At 61.2% G+C, this 18,515-nt stretch carries 8 protein-coding genes, 2 tRNA genes and 3 rRNA genes; 7 read left to right on the forward strand and 6 right to left on the reverse strand.

Translation table 11 applies throughout. The features are described 5' to 3' along the window. Nucleotides 1-101 precede the first annotated feature (101 nt). Nucleotides 102-2,927: an FAD-binding and (Fe-S)-binding domain-containing protein gene (locus tag DVU_RS01230; protein ID WP_010937562.1), complete on the reverse strand. Its 2,826-nt coding sequence runs from the start codon at nt 2,925-2,927 to the stop codon at nt 102-104. Nucleotides 2,928-3,436: 509 nt separating this feature from the next. On the opposite strand from DVU_RS01230, the gene DVU_RS01235 reads away from it, so the two are divergent. Then, nucleotides 3,437-3,991 carry a hypothetical protein gene (locus DVU_RS01235; protein WP_010937564.1) on the forward strand — a complete coding sequence of 185 codons (555 nt, stop codon included), beginning with the start codon at nt 3,437-3,439 and terminating at the stop codon, nt 3,989-3,991. Between the two features lie 109 nt (nt 3,992-4,100). On the opposite strand, the gene DVU_RS01240 is transcribed toward DVU_RS01235, so the two are convergent. Then, on the reverse strand, nt 4,101-7,466 hold the full coding sequence (locus DVU_RS01240; protein ID WP_010937565.1) for a DEAD/DEAH box helicase: 3,366 nt from the start codon (nt 7,464-7,466) through the stop codon (nt 4,101-4,103). Nucleotides 7,467-7,969: 503 nt separating this feature from the next. Here DVU_RS01240 and DVU_RS01245 point away from each other — a divergent pair. The 6 genes from DVU_RS01245 to DVU_RS01270 all read left to right on the forward strand — a co-directional run bounded on the left by DVU_RS01245 (nt 7,970) and on the right by DVU_RS01270 (nt 14,366). Then, a 16S ribosomal RNA gene (locus DVU_RS01245) occupies nt 7,970-9,518 on the forward strand. 72 nt (nt 9,519-9,590) lie between these two features. After that, nucleotides 9,591-9,667 (forward strand) — tRNA-Ile (locus DVU_RS01250). Between the two features lie 22 nt (nt 9,668-9,689). Beyond that, nucleotides 9,690-9,765 (forward strand) — tRNA-Ala (locus DVU_RS01255). A 148-nt stretch (nt 9,766-9,913) separates the two neighbouring features. Further along, a 23S ribosomal RNA gene (locus tag DVU_RS01260) occupies nt 9,914-12,843 on the forward strand. 102 nt (nt 12,844-12,945) lie between these two features. Then, a 5S ribosomal RNA gene (rrf, locus tag DVU_RS01265) occupies nt 12,946-13,060 on the forward strand. The 16S, 23S and 5S rRNA genes sit together here with 2 tRNA genes alongside, the layout of an rRNA operon. An 841-nt stretch (nt 13,061-13,901) precedes the next feature. Continuing rightward, a complete protein-coding gene (locus DVU_RS01270; RefSeq protein WP_010937566.1) occupies nt 13,902-14,366 on the forward strand; it encodes a GNAT family N-acetyltransferase in 465 nt (154 codons plus the stop codon). Between the two features lie 160 nt (nt 14,367-14,526). Here DVU_RS01270 and DVU_RS01275 read toward each other — a convergent pair whose 3' ends face one another. The 4 genes from DVU_RS01275 to DVU_RS01290 form a co-directional block, all read right to left on the reverse strand. Further along, nucleotides 14,527-16,500, reverse strand: coding sequence for a hybrid sensor histidine kinase/response regulator (locus tag DVU_RS01275; protein WP_010937567.1), 1,974 nt, complete (start codon nt 16,498-16,500; stop codon nt 14,527-14,529). Nucleotides 16,501-16,760: 260 nt separating this feature from the next. Next, nucleotides 16,761-17,150 (reverse strand): DVU0259 family response regulator domain-containing protein, encoded by a 390-nt coding sequence (gene divK / locus DVU_RS01280; RefSeq protein ID WP_010937568.1) that lies wholly within the window; start codon nt 17,148-17,150, stop codon nt 16,761-16,763. 17 nt (nt 17,151-17,167) lie between these two features. Then, on the reverse strand, nt 17,168-17,569 hold the full coding sequence (locus tag DVU_RS01285; RefSeq protein ID WP_010937569.1) for a response regulator: 402 nt from the start codon (nt 17,567-17,569) through the stop codon (nt 17,168-17,170). Nucleotides 17,570-17,588: 19 nt separating this feature from the next. Next, entirely contained in the window at nt 17,589-18,515 is a 927-nt protein-coding gene (locus DVU_RS01290) for a universal stress protein (protein ID WP_010937570.1), read from the reverse strand.

An 18,515-nucleotide genomic window follows, 5' to 3' on the forward strand; every position in this document is an offset into this window, starting at 1 on the left:
CCTCTTGTCGGGGTGTGTCACCCTCGATGATGAAGAGGCGGGGAGGCTCAAGCCTCTCCGCCTCTTCAGGGTTGTCGTGTTCCTGGTCTCCGGGCGTTCTCTCAGCGCATGGGGCTGGTCGCCTCATCTACGAGGTAGAGGATGTTGCGATAGGGGATGCGCCCGTGCAGCGACAGGCCCACTTCACAGGTGCGGCTGGTGGAGTAGCCCTCGGTGCAGGTCTCGACCTGTTCACGAAGCCCTGCAAGCGCCCCGGCGTTGAGTTCAGGGAAGCTGAAGCCACGGTCGCCCGCGAAGCCGCAGCAGTAGATGTCTTCGGGTACCACCGTCTCGGTGGCGCAAAGCTGCGCCAGTTGCAGCAGCTTCCCTTCAAGTCCCATCTTGCGTGCGGTGCAGGTGGCGTGCAGGGCAACCTTGCGCTCAAGGCGCGTGAACGTGAGCTTGTCGGTGAGGTGTTCCAGCGCGAATTCGATGGGTTCGTACAGCTTGAGTCGCCTGTCGAGGGTCTCGCGCATGCGCATCAGGCATGGGCTGGTGTCGCAGAGCACGGGATACTCACCGTCGTTGGAGACCTTCAGCAGGGCCGCGTCGAGTTCCTTGGCCTTCATGTCGGCCTGCGCCTTGAAGCCCTTGCTCTCGAAGGGCTGACCGCAACACAGATCGCCAAGCCGTTCCGGGAACAGCACTTCGTAGCCAGCCTTGATGAGCAGCGAGACGGTCTTCGCGGGGAGCGGGTCGCGTTCGTTGTCGTCACGGGCGGGTCCCATGCTCCGGGCGATACAACTCGGGAAGTAGACCACACGACGTCCCGGCACGGTGGCCATGCCGCCTGAACGCGGAACCGAAGACCCGCCGGGCATGGCCCGGTTCCACAACGGAATCTTCTTGAGCGACACCACGCGCAGGAAGGACGACCCCTTCTCCATGACGTCCGTCCCCACAAGACCGTGCAGCAGGTCGACGGTCTTGAGCGATGTGTTCACCGTGCGGCACACGAGGCCGAAGTGCTTCGCCACCCAGTCGGCGCTGCGTGTGGCATATTTGCCCGTCTGGTCGGCCCGCAGTTCCTTGATGAAGCTGCCGGTGTTGATGCCCACGGGGCAGCGCGTGGCACACAGGCCGTCGGTGGCGCAGGTGTCGTCGCCGAGATAGCCGTAGCCCGAGAACAGTTCCCTGAGCAGGCGGGACTTCTCCGCACCGTCCTGCATCCTGCGGATTTCGCGCCAGCCCACGATGCGCTGACGCGGGGTGAAGGTGACGTTGCGCGAAGGGCACACCGGTTCGCAGAAGCCGCATTCGATGCACTTGTCGATGATGGAGTGCGCAGGGGGCAGCGGTTTGAGATGCTTCACGTGGGCTTCGGCATCCTCGTTGATGATGACGCCGGGGTTCATGAGTCCGTTGGGGTCGAACAGGGTCTTGATTTCCTTCATCAGTACATAGGCGTCGTGTCCCCACTCCATTTCGACGAAGGGGGCCATGTTGCGGCCCGTACCGTGTTCGGCCTTGAGCGAACCGTCGTAGCGTTCGACCACCATGGTCGCCACGTCGTCCATGAAGGCCCGGTAGCGCTCGATTTCTGCGGGGCTGTTGAAGTCCTGCGTGAAGACGAAGTGCAGGTTGCCCTCCAGCGCGTGGCCGAAGATGATGGCTTCGGTGTAGCCGTGCTTGGCGAACATACCCTGAAGTTCGACGGTGGCGTCGGCAAGGCGGGCGATGGGAAACGCCACGTCTTCGATGATGACGGTGGTGCCCACCTTGCGCACGGCCCCCACGGCGGGGAAGAGACCCTTGCGTACCGCCCAGAGTTTGCCGAATTCGGCGGGGATGTCGGTGAATTCGACGGGGCCGACCTTGGGGATGGCGTCGATGGAGGCCGTGATGCGGGCTATCTGCTCTTCGAGCTTCGACTTCTCTGCGGCGCGCGTCTCGACCAGCAGGGCGGCTGCCTGCCCCGAAAGCCCGATGAGGCAGCCCGGCATGCCGGGCTTGTCAGCCACGGAACAGAGGGCGGCGCTGTCCATGAGTTCCACGGCGGAGACGGGTTCGCCGCGCAGGATGGTGGTGGCTTCGCACGCGTCGCGGATGGTCGGGAAGATGACAAGAGCCGAGGCCTTGTGCGGATGCTCGGTCACCGTGTGGTAGGTGACTTCAGAGATGAAGCCCAGTGTGCCTTCCGAGCCGACCATGAGATGCTGCATGATCTCGAACGGGTCGGAGAAGTCGACAAGGGCGTTCAGGCTGTAGCCCGTGGTGTTCTTGATCTTGAACTTGTGGCGGATGCGGTCGGCGAGACCGGGGGTGTCGAGCACGCGCTGCCGCAGGGCTGCGAGCCCTTCCAGAATGGCCCCGTGGCTGCGCCCGAAGGCCGCGCGGCTCTTGTCGTCTCCGGTGTCGACCACTGTACCGTCGGCCAGCACGAGGCGCATGCGGTGCAGGGTCTTGTAGCTGTTCTCCGCCACGCCGCAGCACATGCCACTGGCGTTGTTGGCCACGATGCCGCCTATCTTGGCTGTGTCGATGGACGCGGGGTCTGGCCCTATCTTCTTGCCGAATTCCGCCAGCAGCCGGTTGGCGTGGCTGCCGATGATGCCGGGTTGCAGGCGTATCTTGGTCGCGTTGTCGAAGATGGCGTACTTGCGCCACCCGTCACCGAGGCGGACGAGGATGGAGTCCGTCACCGACTGCCCTGAAAGGCTGGTACCCGCAGCGCGGAAGGTCACGGGCAGACGCATGCGGTGGGCCAGCTTGAGGATGGCGACAACTTCGTCCTCCGTGTGCGTGTCGACGACCACCTTGGGGATGAGGCGGTAGAAGCTGGCATCCGTGCCATAGGCGAGGGTGCGTAACGGGTCGGTGAAGACGCGCTCGCGAGGGACACATTCAAGAAGATGGCGCAGGAATGTCTTGTAGGCCGTGGGCAGCATCGATGCCTCCTGTAGGTGCTGTGAATGGCGGCTTTCCGGCTGACGGAAAGACCGGGAACCCTCCGCCACAGCGCGTATGCAGAGTGGGGAGGGTTTTGCACCATAGCACGGCGTGGGGGCTGCGGGAAGAGGGGCAACCGCTTACATCTGCACCATGTCCGTGCATCGGCTGTCCTTTCTTCCATCGTAGCACGACGGGGCGGCTGATGAACGGAGGCATCGATGTGGCAGGCAGCCTTCAGGGGCGCGGTCATGTCGACGGATTGCCGTGCGAGATGGCGGTTCACCTCCGGCAAGCCGGAGTGCCGCTGCGGGCAAGGTCGTGTGTGTGGACTAACGCATTGTAATGAAGGGATGTGACGTGCTATCGGGAAGGTAGGCGTCTCCTGCGATGCAATCCCCTCCTTTGGCAACGTGCGATGGGGGCGCAGGGCGTGTTTCGAACTGTCATCGTTGTGTCGCCGCAGGCGTCGAACTCCATTCCATACCAAACTGCATCAGGAGCCTTCATGCGATTCTGTACCTCGATTTCGCCCTCCCATTCGGGTCGCTACGCCACTCGTACGCCGCACATCACTGAACGCCACCGGGAAAAGACGGGAAGACGCAATGTGTTGTCATCGCTGCAATCCGCCATGGCCATGTGCCTTCTCGCCTTCTGCCTGACGGCCCTTGGCGGGTGCGCCTCACGTCAGGTGGCGCAGGACGGACTGCACCTCACCGGAGACGGCGACCGTTATGCGGTGCTGCACATCGTGCCGCCCATGGAAGGAACCGACGTGCCTGCAGCCTATGTGCTTGGCATGACGTTTCCCACGTCGGCATTCACCCGTCACGGGCTGGATGAGGCTGTGGTGAAGACCCTGCGAGAGAGTGACAGGGTGTCTTTCGTCGTGGGCTTCGAGTTGGAGGACGCGCAGGGTGCGTATGTGCGGGAGTTCTACCCCCAGATGTCGTGTACCGTGGGAGAGAGAACGTCGCGTTGCGTGGCGGCGGGGCTTTTCGACGGGGTGGCGGCTGAACGTGTACTTCAGGCCACGACGTTCAGGCTCATCCGGGAGTAGCCTGTTCCGGGGGGCGCGCACGCTCCCCAGAGAATCTTGCAACCGCAGGAATCCCCGGTGGCGGCACATGGCGGTGCTGTGTGCCCGTTCATTCGGGCCGTTGTGCCCGCTACCACTCCACGGGTACCCGCACGGTCTGTCCCGCCTTGTTGGTGAAGAGCAGATAGCCGTTGGCAAGTCCGTACAGGTACAGGTCGCGGGTCAGTTCCACGTCTTTGCGGCAGTATTCGGCGATGAGGTCGAGCCTGCCCTCTTGCCACCAGCGCAGGGCCTGCAAGCCGTCGGCACTTTTGGGGGCGTTCAGCGTCGCCTGTGCGAGATTGTCCAGCGACACCCGGTAGGACAGGCGGTCTTTCACCTTCTGGAGCATGTCGAGTGTCGGCAGGGTGTGCAGGTCGAACGGGGCGAAGGGTGACAGCACCGTGTAGTCGAAGCGCACGATGTTGAAGCCCACCACAAGGTCGGCCTCGCGCAGACGGTGCAGCATGGCGGGCACCTCGTCCTGCGGGTACGCCGTGAAGCTGTCGTCGCCACTGTCGTGCAGCACGGCGATGCTCACGCCCATGCGGTCGGCCCGGTGCCAGCCGCCCACCTCGGCGGCGGAACGCCGGGTCTCCACGTCCAGCACCATCACGCGGGGGGCAGACTTCCGTTCTGCGGCTACCGTGCACGAGGAGGCCGGTGACGCCTTCTCCGGTGGCGCCATTGCTGATGACGCAACAGAAACCCCATCCGGCGTCGTGGCTGTATATGTGGCGTTCATGGTGTTCTCCTGACGGGTGTCATCGTCCGGGTGAGATGGCGAAATGCTGGCTGCATCATATGAAGCGGGCATGATGCACCCGCGATCCCCTGCAGGGCGGCTGCCATCACGGGCGGTTTCGGGCGGTGCGCCTTCTGGCTGCTTGTCGTGTACGCCGTGTTCTTCCGTCGGCAAGAGAGGCACTCCGTCAGACGGCATCACCGCGTGAAGGCTTGGCCCGTCGTCGCGTTCCGGGGTTCCCGCTGCCATGCGGTCGAGTAGGAAGAGTGCCCCCGCCTTGTCGATGGGCCGATTGCCCGACCCGCATTTGGGCGAGTGCACGCACGAGGGGCAGCCCGTCTCGCACGGGCAGTCGCCGATGGCGTCGCGGGTGCGGGCGAAAAGTTCATCGGCGCGCGCGAAGGCAAGTCGCGAAAGTGCGGCACCGCCGGGCATGCCGTCGTAGATGAACACCGCCGGGCGTCCCACCTGCGGGTGCATGGGGGTGGATATGCCCCCGAGGTCGTTGCGGTCGGTCATCACCAGCAGGGGTAGAATGCCGATGGCGGCGTGTTCCAGCGCATGGATGGAACCCATGAAGTGCAGAAGTTCGCGTTCGGTGGCTTCACGCGCCGCGTCGGGAATCTCGAACCATAGCCCTTCGGTCTCGAAGACGGTGGGCGGCAGGTCAAGCGGAGTCACGCCGAGGAGTCTGCCACCGCTGGCGCTGCGCTTCTCGTAGCCTGTCACGGTCTCGGTCACACGCAGGCGTCCGAAGAAGACGCGCGTTCCCCAAGCCTCGCGCCTGTCTTGCACGTCGAGAATCTCTGTCTGCTTGTTGCCGCGCACTCGCGTGTACCAGCCCACACGGGCGGGACTCGCCATGACCTTGCGCGCGCCGGGGTCAAGCTGCTGCACCACCCACGTACGCCCCCGGTGCAGGTACACCGCGCCGGGATGCGTCTCGCGCAGGGCGCGATGTCCGTCCACGCTGCCGATGATATGCCCTTCGCCGTCTTCGATAGTATAGGTCGAACCACTGCCGCGCAGGTCGACATGCCGCTGCGGCCGTTTGCGTGACGCCAGAAGCGTCGAACCGTCGGCACTGCGCAGAAGCAGTCCCTCCCGCTCAAGACGCTGTACCGCCTCTGATGCTCCGGGTGAGGCAAGCCACGGGTCGGCGGCGGAGAGGGGTATCTCGGCGGCGGCGCATTCCAGATGCCGTGCGAGGATGACCGGGTTGTCGGGGTTGAGCACGGCGTGTTCCGCGCCACGTGCGAAGAAGTCCTCGGGGTGGCGCATGAAGTACTGGTCGAGTGCGTCTTCGCCCGCCACCAGCACCACGGCGGACTCCTGCCGTGCGCGCCCCACGCGTCCGCCGCGTTGCAGCGTCGACATCACCGTGCCGGGGTAGCCGACAAGGATGCAGAGGTCGAGCGAGCCGATGTCGATACCCAGTTCAAGCGCGCTGGTGGTGATGACCGCCAGCAACTGGCCCGAGGCCATGCGTGCTTCGACATCGCGCCGTTCCTCGGGCAGGAACCCGGCCCTGTAGGCGCTGATGCGGTCGCGGTAGGGGCCTGACTTCTCCGCGGCCCACAGGCTGACAAGCTCGGTCATGCGCCGCGACTGGCAGTAGACGATGGTGCGCAGGCCGCGCTTGAGTGCCGAGCGCAGAAGCTGGATGGCGGCAGTGGCGGGGCTTTCTTCGGGGTCGAGGAATATGAAGTGCCGCTTGCCCTGCGGTGCCCCGCTTTCGGTGACGACCTCCGGGGTCAGCCCGGTGAGATTGTGCGCAAGTTCGCCCGGATTGCCCACGGTTGCCGAACAGAACACGAAGGAGGGCTGCGCCCCGTACCGTTCGCATACCCGACGTAGCCTGCGAAAGACCTGCGCCATGTGCGCCCCGAGCACCCCGCGGTAGGTATGCACTTCGTCTACGACCACGTGGGTGAGCGAAGCGAAAAGGCTCGCCCATTGTTCATGGTGGGGCAGCAGGGCAAGGTGCAGCATCTCCGGGTTGGTGAGCAGCACCGGGGGCGGGGCATTGCGGATTTTGCGGCGAAAATGGTCTGTGGTGTCACCGTCGTAGATGGCGGCAGCGGGGCGCGCATCGCGGGGCCAGTGGGCTGTCAGGGCGTTGAAGGTCGCCAGCTGGTCCTGTGCGAGGGCCTTCAGGGGAAAGAGGTAGATGGCGCGTGCGTCTGGGTCGCGCAGAAACTGTTCCAGCACGGGCAGGTTGTAGATGAAGGTCTTGCCGCTGGCTGTGGGGGTCGCCACCACGACATCCCTTCCGGCACGGATGATGTCGGTGGCGCGGGCCTGATGGCTGTACAGGTCGGCGATGCCCTGCCGCGTGAGGATGTCCTGCACGGCGCGCGTCCAGGGGCGGTGCTGCGGTGCGGTCTGTGCCTCGCGTTGGGGGATGACCCGGTGATGGCGCACCTGCCGCCCGAAGGTGCGTGAGGCGAGGAGCGCGGCGATGTACTCCGCCACAAGGTCGGAGGCGTTGGCCTCATTGTCCTGCAAGGGGGAAGGCGGGCGGTGTGATGGGGGCTCCAGAAGTGAACCCTGCGTGAGAGACCTGCCCGTGTCGTCATGAGCCGGATGCTGCCCGACTACCTCGTCGGCTACGAGAGTACCGGAGGCAAGGCCGCCGGAGAGTGCGGTGTCCCGGCGGGGCACAACAGGCCCGTTGTCCACGATATCGAGACCGTCTTGCGGATGCGGCATGGTGGGCGTCTCGTCCGATGGGGGCTTGGTGTCGCGCATATGTCTGTGAGGTAGGGCAGGCGGTGTGCAGTGTCAACGCATGGTGCATCGTCGCAGGACTCGCAGGCCCGCCGCGCTTCGAAGTCATTCCGCCATCATTTTCAGTCACCCCTGAACCGTTGGGCCCCAACGGTTTCCCATGCGCTTGCGCAAAAAAATGCGAAGTTGCTGCAAAAAGTCGTTGACGGCGGGGCGTGAAAAGGCCTAGAAGGCTCCTCCGCGACGAGGACGGCCGCATGGCCCACGAGTCGCACGATCTTTGAGAGACAGGTTCGCGACGCCATCGAAAAAAAGTTTCGAAAGGCGGTTGACAGCGAAGGCGAAGCGGGGCATAACGCCTCCTCGCCGCGACGGAAACGCGCGGCCTGTTTTTCGGTTCCTTGAAAAGTGAATAGCGAGTCGGGAGAATAGAAGATCAGCCTATTTGAGTCATGTCCCGAAAGGGATGTGGTCTCTCCATTTTCTAACTGGAGAGTTTGATTCTGGCTCAGATTGAACGCTGGCGGCGTGCTTAACACATGCAAGTCGCGCGTGAAAGGGCTTCGGCCCGAGTAAAGCGGCGCACGGGTGAGTAACGCGTGGATGATCTACCCATGAGTTGGGAATAACGGCTGGAAACGGTCGCTAATACCGAATACGCTCCGATTTCAACTTCGGGGGAAAGGTGGCCTCTGCTTGCAAGCTACTGCTCATGGATGAGTCCGCGTCCCATTAGCTAGTTGGTGGGGTAACGGCCCACCAAGGCGACGATGGGTAGCCGGTCTGAGAGGATGACCGGCCACACTGGGACTGGAACACGGCCCAGACTCCTACGGGAGGCAGCAGTGGGGAATATTGCGCAATGGGCGAAAGCCTGACGCAGCGACGCCGCGTGAGGGATGAAGGTCCTCGGATCGTAAACCTCTGTCAGGAGGGAAGAACCGCCACGGTGCTAATCAGCCGTGGTCTGACGGTACCTCCAAAGGAAGCACCGGCTAACTCCGTGCCAGCAGCCGCGGTAATACGGAGGGTGCGAGCGTTAATCGGAATCACTGGGCGTAAAGCGCACGTAGGCTGCTTGGTAAGTCAGGGGTGAAAGCCCGCAGCTCAACCGCGGAATTGCCTTTGATACTGCCGAGCTAGAGTCCGGGAGAGGGTAGTGGAATTCCAGGTGTAGGAGTGAAATCCGTAGAGATCTGGAGGAACATCAGTGGCGAAGGCGACTACCTGGACCGGTACTGACGCTGAGGTGCGAAAGCGTGGGGAGCAAACAGGATTAGATACCCTGGTAGTCCACGCCGTAAACGATGGATGCTAGGTGTCGGGGCCTTGAGCTTCGGTGCCGTAGTTAACGCGTTAAGCATCCCGCCTGGGGAGTACGGTCGCAAGGCTGAAACTCAAAGAAATTGACGGGGGCCCGCACAAGCGGTGGAGTATGTGGTTTAATTCGATGCAACGCGAAGAACCTTACCTAGGTTTGACATCCGGAAGACCTTCCCGAAAAGGAAGGGTGCCCTTCGGGGAATTCCGAGACAGGTGCTGCATGGCTGTCGTCAGCTCGTGCCGTGAGGTGTTGGGTTAAGTCCCGCAACGAGCGCAACCCCTATTGCCAGTTGCTACCAGGTAATGCTGGGCACTCTGGTGAGACTGCCCCGGTTAACGGGGAGGAAGGTGGGGACGACGTCAAGTCATCATGGCCCTTACGCCTAGGGCTACACACGTACTACAATGGCGCATACAAAGGGCAGCGATACCGCGAGGTGGAGCCAATCCCAAAAAGTGCGTCCCAGTCCGGATTGCAGTCTGCAACTCGACTGCATGAAGTTGGAATCGCTAGTAATTCGAGATCAGCATGCTCGGGTGAATGCGTTCCCGGGCCTTGTACACACCGCCCGTCACACCACGAAAGTTGGTTTTACCCGACACCGGTGAGCTAACCAGCAATGGAGGCAGCCGTCTACGGTAGGGCCGATGATTGGGGTGAAGTCGTAACAAGGTAGCCGTAGGGGAACCTGCGGCTGGATCACCTCCTTTACCGAATACGAAACTCCCGACTCGCTGCTCACTTTCAAGGAGCCGAAGTGCTCTTTGCAAAGCAGAGCCGACGGGCCTGTAGCTCAGGTGGCTAGAGCGCACGCCTGATAAGCGTGAGGTCGGAAGTTCAAGTCTTCCCAGGCCCACCACGTCAGGCGACACGCACCAAGTGGGGGCGTAGCTCAGCTGGGAGAGCACCTGCCTTGCACGCAGGGGGTCAACGGTTCAATCCCGTTCGCCTCCACCATTTGGTGGACGACGGATGGTTCTTTGTCATGCGCGAATATGGTCGCAGTCACGAAAGATTCGTGGATGTCATCCAGGTTCGCGCCTGGCCTCGGCGGTAAGCCGAAGCTCATTGAAAATTGAATAGGGTTGGAAAGGAAGTTCGAAGAGAACAAGTTACCAAGGGCAACAGGTGGATGCCTTGGCGCTGGAAGGCGAAGAAAGACGTGGTAGGCTGCGATAAGTCTCGGGGAGGAGCCAAACATCCTTTGATCCGGGAATGTCTGAATGGGGAAACCCGGCAGGAGTCATGTCCTGTCACCCGCAACTGAACAAATAGGTTGCAGGGAGCCAACCCGGGGAAGTGAAACATCTCAGTACCCGGAGGAAAGGAAATCAAACGAGACTCCCGAAGTAGCGGCGAGCGAACCGGGATTAGCCCAAACCGGATGGTTTCGACCATCCGGGGTTGTAGGACCTCGATGTGGGATTGACTACTAGGCAGGAGAAGTGAGCTGGAAAGCTCCGCCATAGCGAGTGATAGCCTCGTATCTGAAACCGAACGTCACCCTAGAGGCACCTGAGTACTGCGAGGCACGTGAAACCTCGTGGGAATCTGGGAGGACCATCTTCCAAGGCTAAGTACTAACCAGCGACCGATAGTGCACTAGTACCGTGAGGGAAAGGTGAAAAGAACCCCTGTCAGGGGAGTGAAATAGAATCTGAAACCTGTTGCCTACAAGCTGTGGGAGCATCCTTGAGATGTGACCGCGTGCCTTTTGCATAATGAGTCAGCGAGTTACTCTGTCGTGCGAGGTTAAGCGAAAGTGGAGCCGTAGCGAAAGCGAGTCTGATAAGGGCGATAAGTACGACGGAGTAGACCCGAAACCGGGTGATCTATCCATGAGCAGGTTGAAGCAAGGGTAAAGCCTTGTGGAGGACCGAACCAGTAACGGCTGAAAACGTTTTGGATGACTTGTGGATAGGGGTGAAAGGCCAATCAAACTCGGTGATAGCTGGTTCTCCCCGAAATATATTGAGGTATAGCCTCGGGAAATTGTCTCGCGGAGGTAGAGCACTGACAGGGCTAGGGGTCCCACCAGATTACCAAACCCTTTCAAACTCCGAATGCCGCAGAGATGTACCCCGGGAGTCAGACGGCGGGTGCGAAGGTCCGTCGTCAAAAGGGAAACAGCCCAGATCGACAGCTAAGGCCTCCAATTCCATGCTCAGTGGGAAAGGTGGTGGAGTTGTTCAGACAGCCAGGACGTTGGCTTAGAAGCAGCCATCGTTTAAAGAAAGCGTAATAGCTCACTGGTCTAATGACTCTGCGCCGAAAATGTAACGGGGCTAAGCATGGAGCCGAAGCTTCGGGATCGTCTAGTACGATCGGTAGGGGAGCGTTCTCTGTGGGCTGAAGGTTTGCCGGAAGGCACGCTGGACTGCAGAGAAGTGATTATGCTGACATGAGTAACGATAAAACAGGTGAGAAACCTGTTCGCCGTAAACCCAAGGTTTCCTGGGTAAAGGTAATCTTCCCAGGGTTAGTCGGTCCCTAAGGCGAGGGCGAAAGCCGTAGTCGATGGGAAACGGGTTAATATTCCCGTACCTGTGCGTTCGCGCGATGGAGGGACGGAGAAGGATAAGCGAGCCGGCTGTTGGCTTAGCCGGTGCAAGTGCGTAGGCTTGGGGGAGAGGCAAATCCGCCCCCTTTAAGGCCGAGACACGAGTCCGTGACCGCAAGGTCTGAAGTCGCCGAGTCCATGCTCCCTAGAAAAGCTCCTAAGTATAGTGCGTACAGACCGTACCGGAAACCAACACAGGTGGGTGGGGTGAATAACCCAAGGCGCTCGAGAGAACTCTGGCCAAGGAACTCGGCAAAATGACCCCGTAACTTCGGAAGAAGGGGTGCTCTCTAAGGTGTAGGGTATACATCCAAAGCCTCGGAGAGCCGCAGTGAAATGGTGGTGGCGACTGTTTACTAAAAACATAGGTCTCTGCGAAGTCGCAAGACGACGTATAGGGACTGACGCCTGCCCGGTGCCGGAAGGTTAAGAGGAGGGGTCAGCGCAAGCGAAGCTCCGAATCGAAGCCCCGGTAAACGGCGGCCGTAACTATAACGGTCCTAAGGTAGCGAAATTCCTTGTCGGGTAAGTTCCGACCTGCACGAATGGCGTAACGATCTCCACACTGTCTCGGCCAGAGACTCGGTGAAATTGAAGTCGCGGTGAAAATGCCGTGTACCCGCAGAAAGACGGAAAGACCCTGTGCACCTTTACTATAGCTTGACATTGGGTTTTGGGCTTGCATGTGTAGGATAGGTGGGAGGCTGTGAACCCTGTACGCCAGTATGGGGGGAGCCATCCTTGAAATACCACCCTTGCAAGTCTAAGGCTCTAATCCCTACCCGTGATCCGGGAGGGAGACAGTGTCTGGTGGGTAGTTTGACTGGGGCGGTCGCCTCCCAAATTGTAACGGAGGCACGCAAAGGTTCCCTCAGCCTGATTGGAAACCAGGCGTCGAGTGCAAACGCATAAGGGAGCTTGACTGCAAGACAGACATGTCGAGCAGGGACGAAAGTCGGCGTTAGTGATCCGGTGGTTCCGCATGGAAGGGCCATCGCTCATTGGATAAAAGGTACGCCGGGGATAACAGGCTGATCGCGCCCAAGAGTTCATATCGACGGCGCGGTTTGGCACCTCGATGTCGGCTCATCACATCCTGGGGCTGAAGCAGGTCCCAAGGGTACGGCTGTTCGCCGTTTAAAGTGGTACGCGAGCTGGGTTTAAAACGTCGTGAGACAGTTTGGTCCCTATCTTCTGTGGGCGTAGGAGAATTGAGAGGGCCTGTCCCTAGTACGAGAGGACCGGGATGGACATACCTCTGGTGGTCCTGTTGTCGCGCCAGCGGCATAGCAGGGTAGCTATGTGTGGAAGGGATAACCGCTGAAAGCATCTAAGCGGGAAGCCTGCCTCAAGATAAGTTCTCCCCTCTTTTAGAGCTGAAGGGCCCAGGTAGACTACCTGGTCGATAGGCTGGAGGTGGAAGTGCGGCGACGCATGGAGCTGACCAGTACTAATAGCCCGAGCGCCTTGTTTTCTTCATAAAACTCCTTTCCACCCTATTTGATTCTATTTCGGTCCCGTACGAAGTGGCGGCGTAAGCATAGCCAGCCTTCCCGGACGGTGACCAAAGAATCTGTCCTGGCGTCCATGGAGGAGGGGGTACACCCGATCCCATTCCGAACTCGGAAGTTAAGCCCTCCATCGCCGATGATACTGCGGGGTAGCTCGTGGGAAAGTAGGCCGACGCCAGGACTTTTCTTTTTCAGAACACAAGGGGCGGTGACCATATCGGTCGCCGCCCCTTCGTGCGTTCTGGCACCAGCCGTGCCGCCTTGCGAAGCCCACCCCTCTGGGCCGCATGACGTCCCTCCTCGAGGCCCCCCATTGGAGCGTATCAAGCCCTCTGACCCCTTCGCCGACATCCGCTCGGAGCATCCCTCCTTGCCGCAGGATAGGCCCCTGCCTGGGCTCTCCCTCGGATGCCCTCTTTCTGCTGTGCCAAGCTTGCATAGCCTTGTTGGAAAGGCTCGCTCTTTGGCGTCTCTATTCAGCTTGATGAGCTGCTTTCCGACTGGAGGATGAGGGTGCAGTGACCTTCCCCGCCAAGAGTCCAGGGATACGTACGTAATAGGGGCTTCAGTATCTTGACCTTGCCCTGCGCTGCTTGCCGTGTGGGTGTTGTCTGTCCGTTGGTGTCGTCTCAACGTAACCCGCTGTCAGGATACACCCACAGTGGGGTAGCCCCGTGGCCGCCCCAACAAGGCACAGAGATGTGTCGAGAACTCTTCTGTTCACTTGTGGCTGCATCTGCGGGAGTTCAAGGCAGGTCTTTGCCTAGGCGTGGCTTGTCGCCATCATATTGGCGAGGACGCCTGCGGAATGCATGGCAAGTTTCCTACTGGAGAAACGCTTGGCGCAGGCTTGATGGGTGTCGATGCGTTGTCCACGAATGGGCCTCTGGTGCACGTGTGAGGTTCGTTTTATAGGCATCATACAGGTTCGCTCAGGCTGCGGTTGGCGCCCTCTGTTGTTTGGTGGCATGAGCGCACCTACCATCGCCCATTACCTTCAATCACATCGTCGGAGTATGTGTATGCAATCGATTCCGTGCAAGGTCGTACCTCTCACGCAAGGGCACTATAGCGCCGTCGAGGCTGTCTGGGAGGCGTCGGTACGCTCGACGCACGCATTCTTGAGAGAGGACGACCTGTTGACCATCAGGGCTAGACTGGTTTCGGACTTCCTTCCGGCGGTGACGCTGTACGGCGTATTCATGGAGGGCTCTTTGGCTGGTTTTGCGGGGACCGCCAGCCGCAAGCTGGAGATGTTATTCATCGCCCCATACTGGCAGGGGCGCGGTCTAGGCAGGAGGCTTGTAGAATCTGCCATACGCCATGAGGGAGTCGCCTTCGTCGATGTCAACGAACAGAATCCACGGGCACTGGCGTTCTACAGGCATATGGGGTTCGAGGTGGTGGGCCGGTCTGAGCGCGATGGTATGGGGATGCCATACCCGCTTCTGCACATGATGCTTCGCCATGAGCATGACCAGAAGTGACATGGCGTTGTTGCGTGCCTAGCTGCGCGGGGCTGAGGTGACGGGTACGGGGGGGCGTGCTACGGATGCCTCCGGTGCGGAGTGCACGCAGCCGCAAGCCGCACGATGCTTCGCGGGCAATGGCAACATGGACACGCCCCTAGGGCGATATGCCAGCGGGTCAGTTGTCGTCCGCCTCGTCACCCTCGGGTTGTCCGTTCTGAGGGGCTGGGCAGCGCGCGACATCCGGCAGGCGTCGTGGCAACGATACGGTGAATGTCGTACCGTGCCCGGGCTCAGAAGCCACGGCGATATGCCCGCCATGCTGCTGCACGACCTGATTGGCCACGAACAGGCCAATGCCCGTGCCAGCGGACCCCTTGGACGAGAAGAACAGGGTGAAGAGCTTCTCGCGGGTTTCACGGTCCATGCCGACGCCGTCGTCACGTACCGAGAATTCAACATGGTTGGCGTCTCCACCCACGGAGAAGGTCACCGAGTGTTCCGGTCGGGAACGTTCGGCGGCACACGCTTCAACGGCGTTCTCAAGCAGGTTGACAAGGGCTGCCGAAAGGGCTCCCGCGTCTGCCTCGAACGTGCCCGATTCCGCTGCTATCTCAAGCTGGAAACCCACGCCACGGTTGACGGCCTTGCCCTCTATGAGTTCGGCTGTCTCGGTGGCGAAGCGCTCTGCCACCACCACTTCCCAGTTGAGGTCGCGCTTCTTGGCGTAGTAGAGGATGTCGAGCACCATCTTGCGAAGGCGACCGGTCAGGTGACGGATGTCCTCGAAACTGTCACGGACTCGCGCCTCGTCGTTCCTGTCCAGCCCGCTGCCAAGGCGGTACACGCCGCCGTCCAGTGCGGTGAGCAGCCCCTTGATACCGTGGGCCGTGGAACCAAGCAGCAGCCCTAGCTGTGAAAGCCTGTCCTGCAACTGGCGGACTTGCGTGATGTCGGTGGACATCTCCATCACTTCGGTGATGTTGCCCGCAGCGTCGCGCAGGGGTGAGGTCCAGACCAGCACGTTGGCCTGTCTGCCGTCGCCTGTGGTGACGACCGTCTCGTACTGGTGGGGTTTGCCGTCGTCGAAACTGCGTTCGACGGGGCAGCCCTGACATGCGGCGAGACGGTGGGCGAAGATGTCATGGCAGTGGCGCGCGGCGGGTTCGCCGAAGTCATGGTGGAAGCGTCGATTGGCATCCACGACCTTGAGTGAACGGTCGATGACGGCGATGTAGCAGGGGGCCTCGTCGAAAAGCTGCCGATAGCGCTCGCGGGTGATGCGCAATTCGTCCTGCAACCTGCGCACTTTGGAGACGTCCACGGAAATCTCGAGCACCATCTCGATTTCGCCGTCGTTGTCGAGAATGGGTGCCGTATGCACGATGACGGGAATCTCCTGCCCGTGCTTGTCGATGAGTATCTCGTTGCTGCGCTGCCCTTCGCCCGTCTCGATGACCTTCCAGACCGGACAGCCGTTGCCGCTGCCTTCGCGCCCCTTGTAGACCTCCCAGCTGGGTTGTCCCACCTTGTGTCCGAGGCGTTCCTTGTAGAGGTCGTTGGTAGCCACGATTTCCAGATAGCGGCTGTGCATGGAGACGAAGCAAGGAAGCTCGTTGAAGATGCCCGCCTGGTCGAGCATCCGCGAGAGGGTCTGCACACCGGAGGCGATGCCGTCCATGACCTGCAAGGCGGCGAGTTGCCTCTCGGCAGCCACGAGACGGGCAGACTGCTTGGCGACCATGTCCTCGAGATTCTCGGTGTATTCGCGCAGGCGTCGGCGCATGGTGATGCGCTCTCGGGCACGTCCGAGTGCGATGTCGAGTACGTCGTCGTTGATGGGCTTGGTGATGAAGTCGGTGGCGTCGCGCTTGAGACTCTGGATGGCGAGTTCCATGTCGCCATGCCCGGTGAGCATGATGACTTCGACCTCGCTGTCGCGTGACTTGATGCTCTCAAGCAGTTCAAGTCCGGACATGCCCGGCATCTTGATGTCGGTGAGGACGATATCGGGTCTTTCTTCGGCGAAGCGGCGCATTGCCTCTTCGCCGTCGGCGGCAGTGGTGACGCGGTAGCCGGCGTCGGCAAGCGTTATGCCGAGCACCTTGCGGATGCCTTCTTCGTCATCCACCAGCAGAATGGACTCGCTCATGCCTGCCTCCGGTTCGCGGTGCTGCGTGGGGCTATGCGGCGTGATGGTCGCACGGGTCGGGCATGATGGCAAGCCCCCAGGGACGGATGTGTCTTACCATGACGGGGGGTTGCGTGGCATGGGCGACCACATGCGCCGTAGGGGGACAGCGGAACGCCATGCGATGGACGGGTGGACCAGGTCCGGGTACGGCTGCACCGCCGCCCGCAACGTGTGGGCTGGTGCGGCAGGAGGTGCGGGGGCGCAGCCGTACCGACCGGCTAGTGTTCCCCTTCGGCGGAACGGATGCCCTCGGGGTTTTCAAGTGTCTGCCTGATGATCTCGAGCAGCTTGTTGGGGTCGAAGGGCTTCTTGAGCGATGCCACGGCATTGCGTATGGCGAGATGGATGCCCGAAAGACCGCTGATGACGATGACCGGGACGTTACGGAACTCGTCTTCGCGGGTCATCTTGCGGTAGAACCTCGGCCCCCATTCGTTGGGCATTTCGAGGTCGAGGGTGACGAGGTCGGGCTTTTCGCGTCGCAATACGTCGAGCGCTTCCGACCCGTCCGAAGCGGAACAGGTGGCGTAGCCGTTGTCGCTCAGTATGTCGACCATGTACTTGACGATGTACGGGTCGTCGTCAACGACCAGAATCTTGTACGCCATGTGCGTTCTCCTTGGTCTTACCCGCAGGATGCGGTGCATCCTGTCAGGCGCTCCGCCAGTGCCAGTATTTCGTCGGGGCGTGGCGGTTTTTCCACATAGGCTTCAGGGGGCGGCAGCGTGCCCGCCGCGGCATCGTACAGTTCGAGGGCGTGTGCGAAGGTGCTGCCCTTCACGCCGGAGAGCATGATGACCGGCGTCGCGGCGAGGTCGGCATCGTTGCGGAGTGCGCGGTACATGACCAGCCCTCCGCCCCCCGGCATCATCACATCAAGCACGACGAGATGCGGTCGTATCTCTCGCGCCCTTGCCAGTCCTTCCTGCCCGTTGCGGGCGACCACGGCCTCGTGGCCGCCCGTTTCGAACAGGGTGCGCAGGAAGAGCCTCATGCCCATCTCGTCGTCGACGATGAGAACCCGCATGGCGCCCCCCCGCGACCGTCTAGACGACGGCCTTTTCGGGCTTGCTGACACTGGCCACGGGGCATGCCGAACGCAGGACGACCTGCTCGACGGTGCTGCCTATCTCGGCCTCTTCAACTTCGCCCTCCTTGGTGTGGTGGGCCATCACGATGAGGTCGGCCTGCCGTGCCCGTGCGTACTTGAGTATTTCGACGTAGGGAGTGCCCTCCCAGATGTCGACCTGATAGTTCTCGAAGTCGCCCATCTTCGAGACGTAGCGCTCTTGCATGAGTGCCTGTGCCTTTTCGATGCGCCTTTCGATTTCGACCTGTCCTGCGAAGACGCCCATGGGGTTGGCAGCAAGGTCGCAGGCGTGGAAGAGATAGAGCTTTGCCCCTATCTGGGAGGCCGTCTTGAGGGCGAAGTTGAACGCCGAGTCGGCCGCCTTGGAGAAGTCGGTGCTGAAGACGATGTTCGAGAACAGGTTCCAGCAGGTGGTGCAGGGCCTGTTGACGATGAGGACAGGACAGCGGGCTGAACGGGCGACACGCTGCATGGTGTTGCCGATGACGCTGCGCACTCGCGATGCGCCGGGGTCTTCTTCCCGCGTGTTGGCACCCATGACGATGAGGTCTGCCCCTTCCTGACGCGCGAAGCGCAGTATCTCGGTGTGCGGCACACCCGCCACCACCTGCATGACCACGTCGGGGGAACCGTAGGTTTCAAGCTGGTACGAATAGGTCTGCTTCATTTCCTCGAGCACCCAGTCGCGGTAGTCCGCGTCGTGGTGCTCTTCTTCACCGGTGCGCAGGTCGCGGACGACCTGACTGAACCCGCGGGAGGGCACACCGAGAACATGGAAGACGTAGAGGCGCGCCTTGTTGCGTCGCGCAAGGTCGAAGGCCACCTTGGCGGCATTGTCGCACGCTGGAGAGGCCGACGTCGCGAATATGATCTTCTTGAACAT

This window comes from Nitratidesulfovibrio vulgaris str. Hildenborough (genome assembly GCF_000195755.1).
In the GTDB taxonomy this organism is placed as follows: Bacteria; Desulfobacterota; Desulfovibrionia; order Desulfovibrionales; family Desulfovibrionaceae; genus Nitratidesulfovibrio; species Nitratidesulfovibrio vulgaris.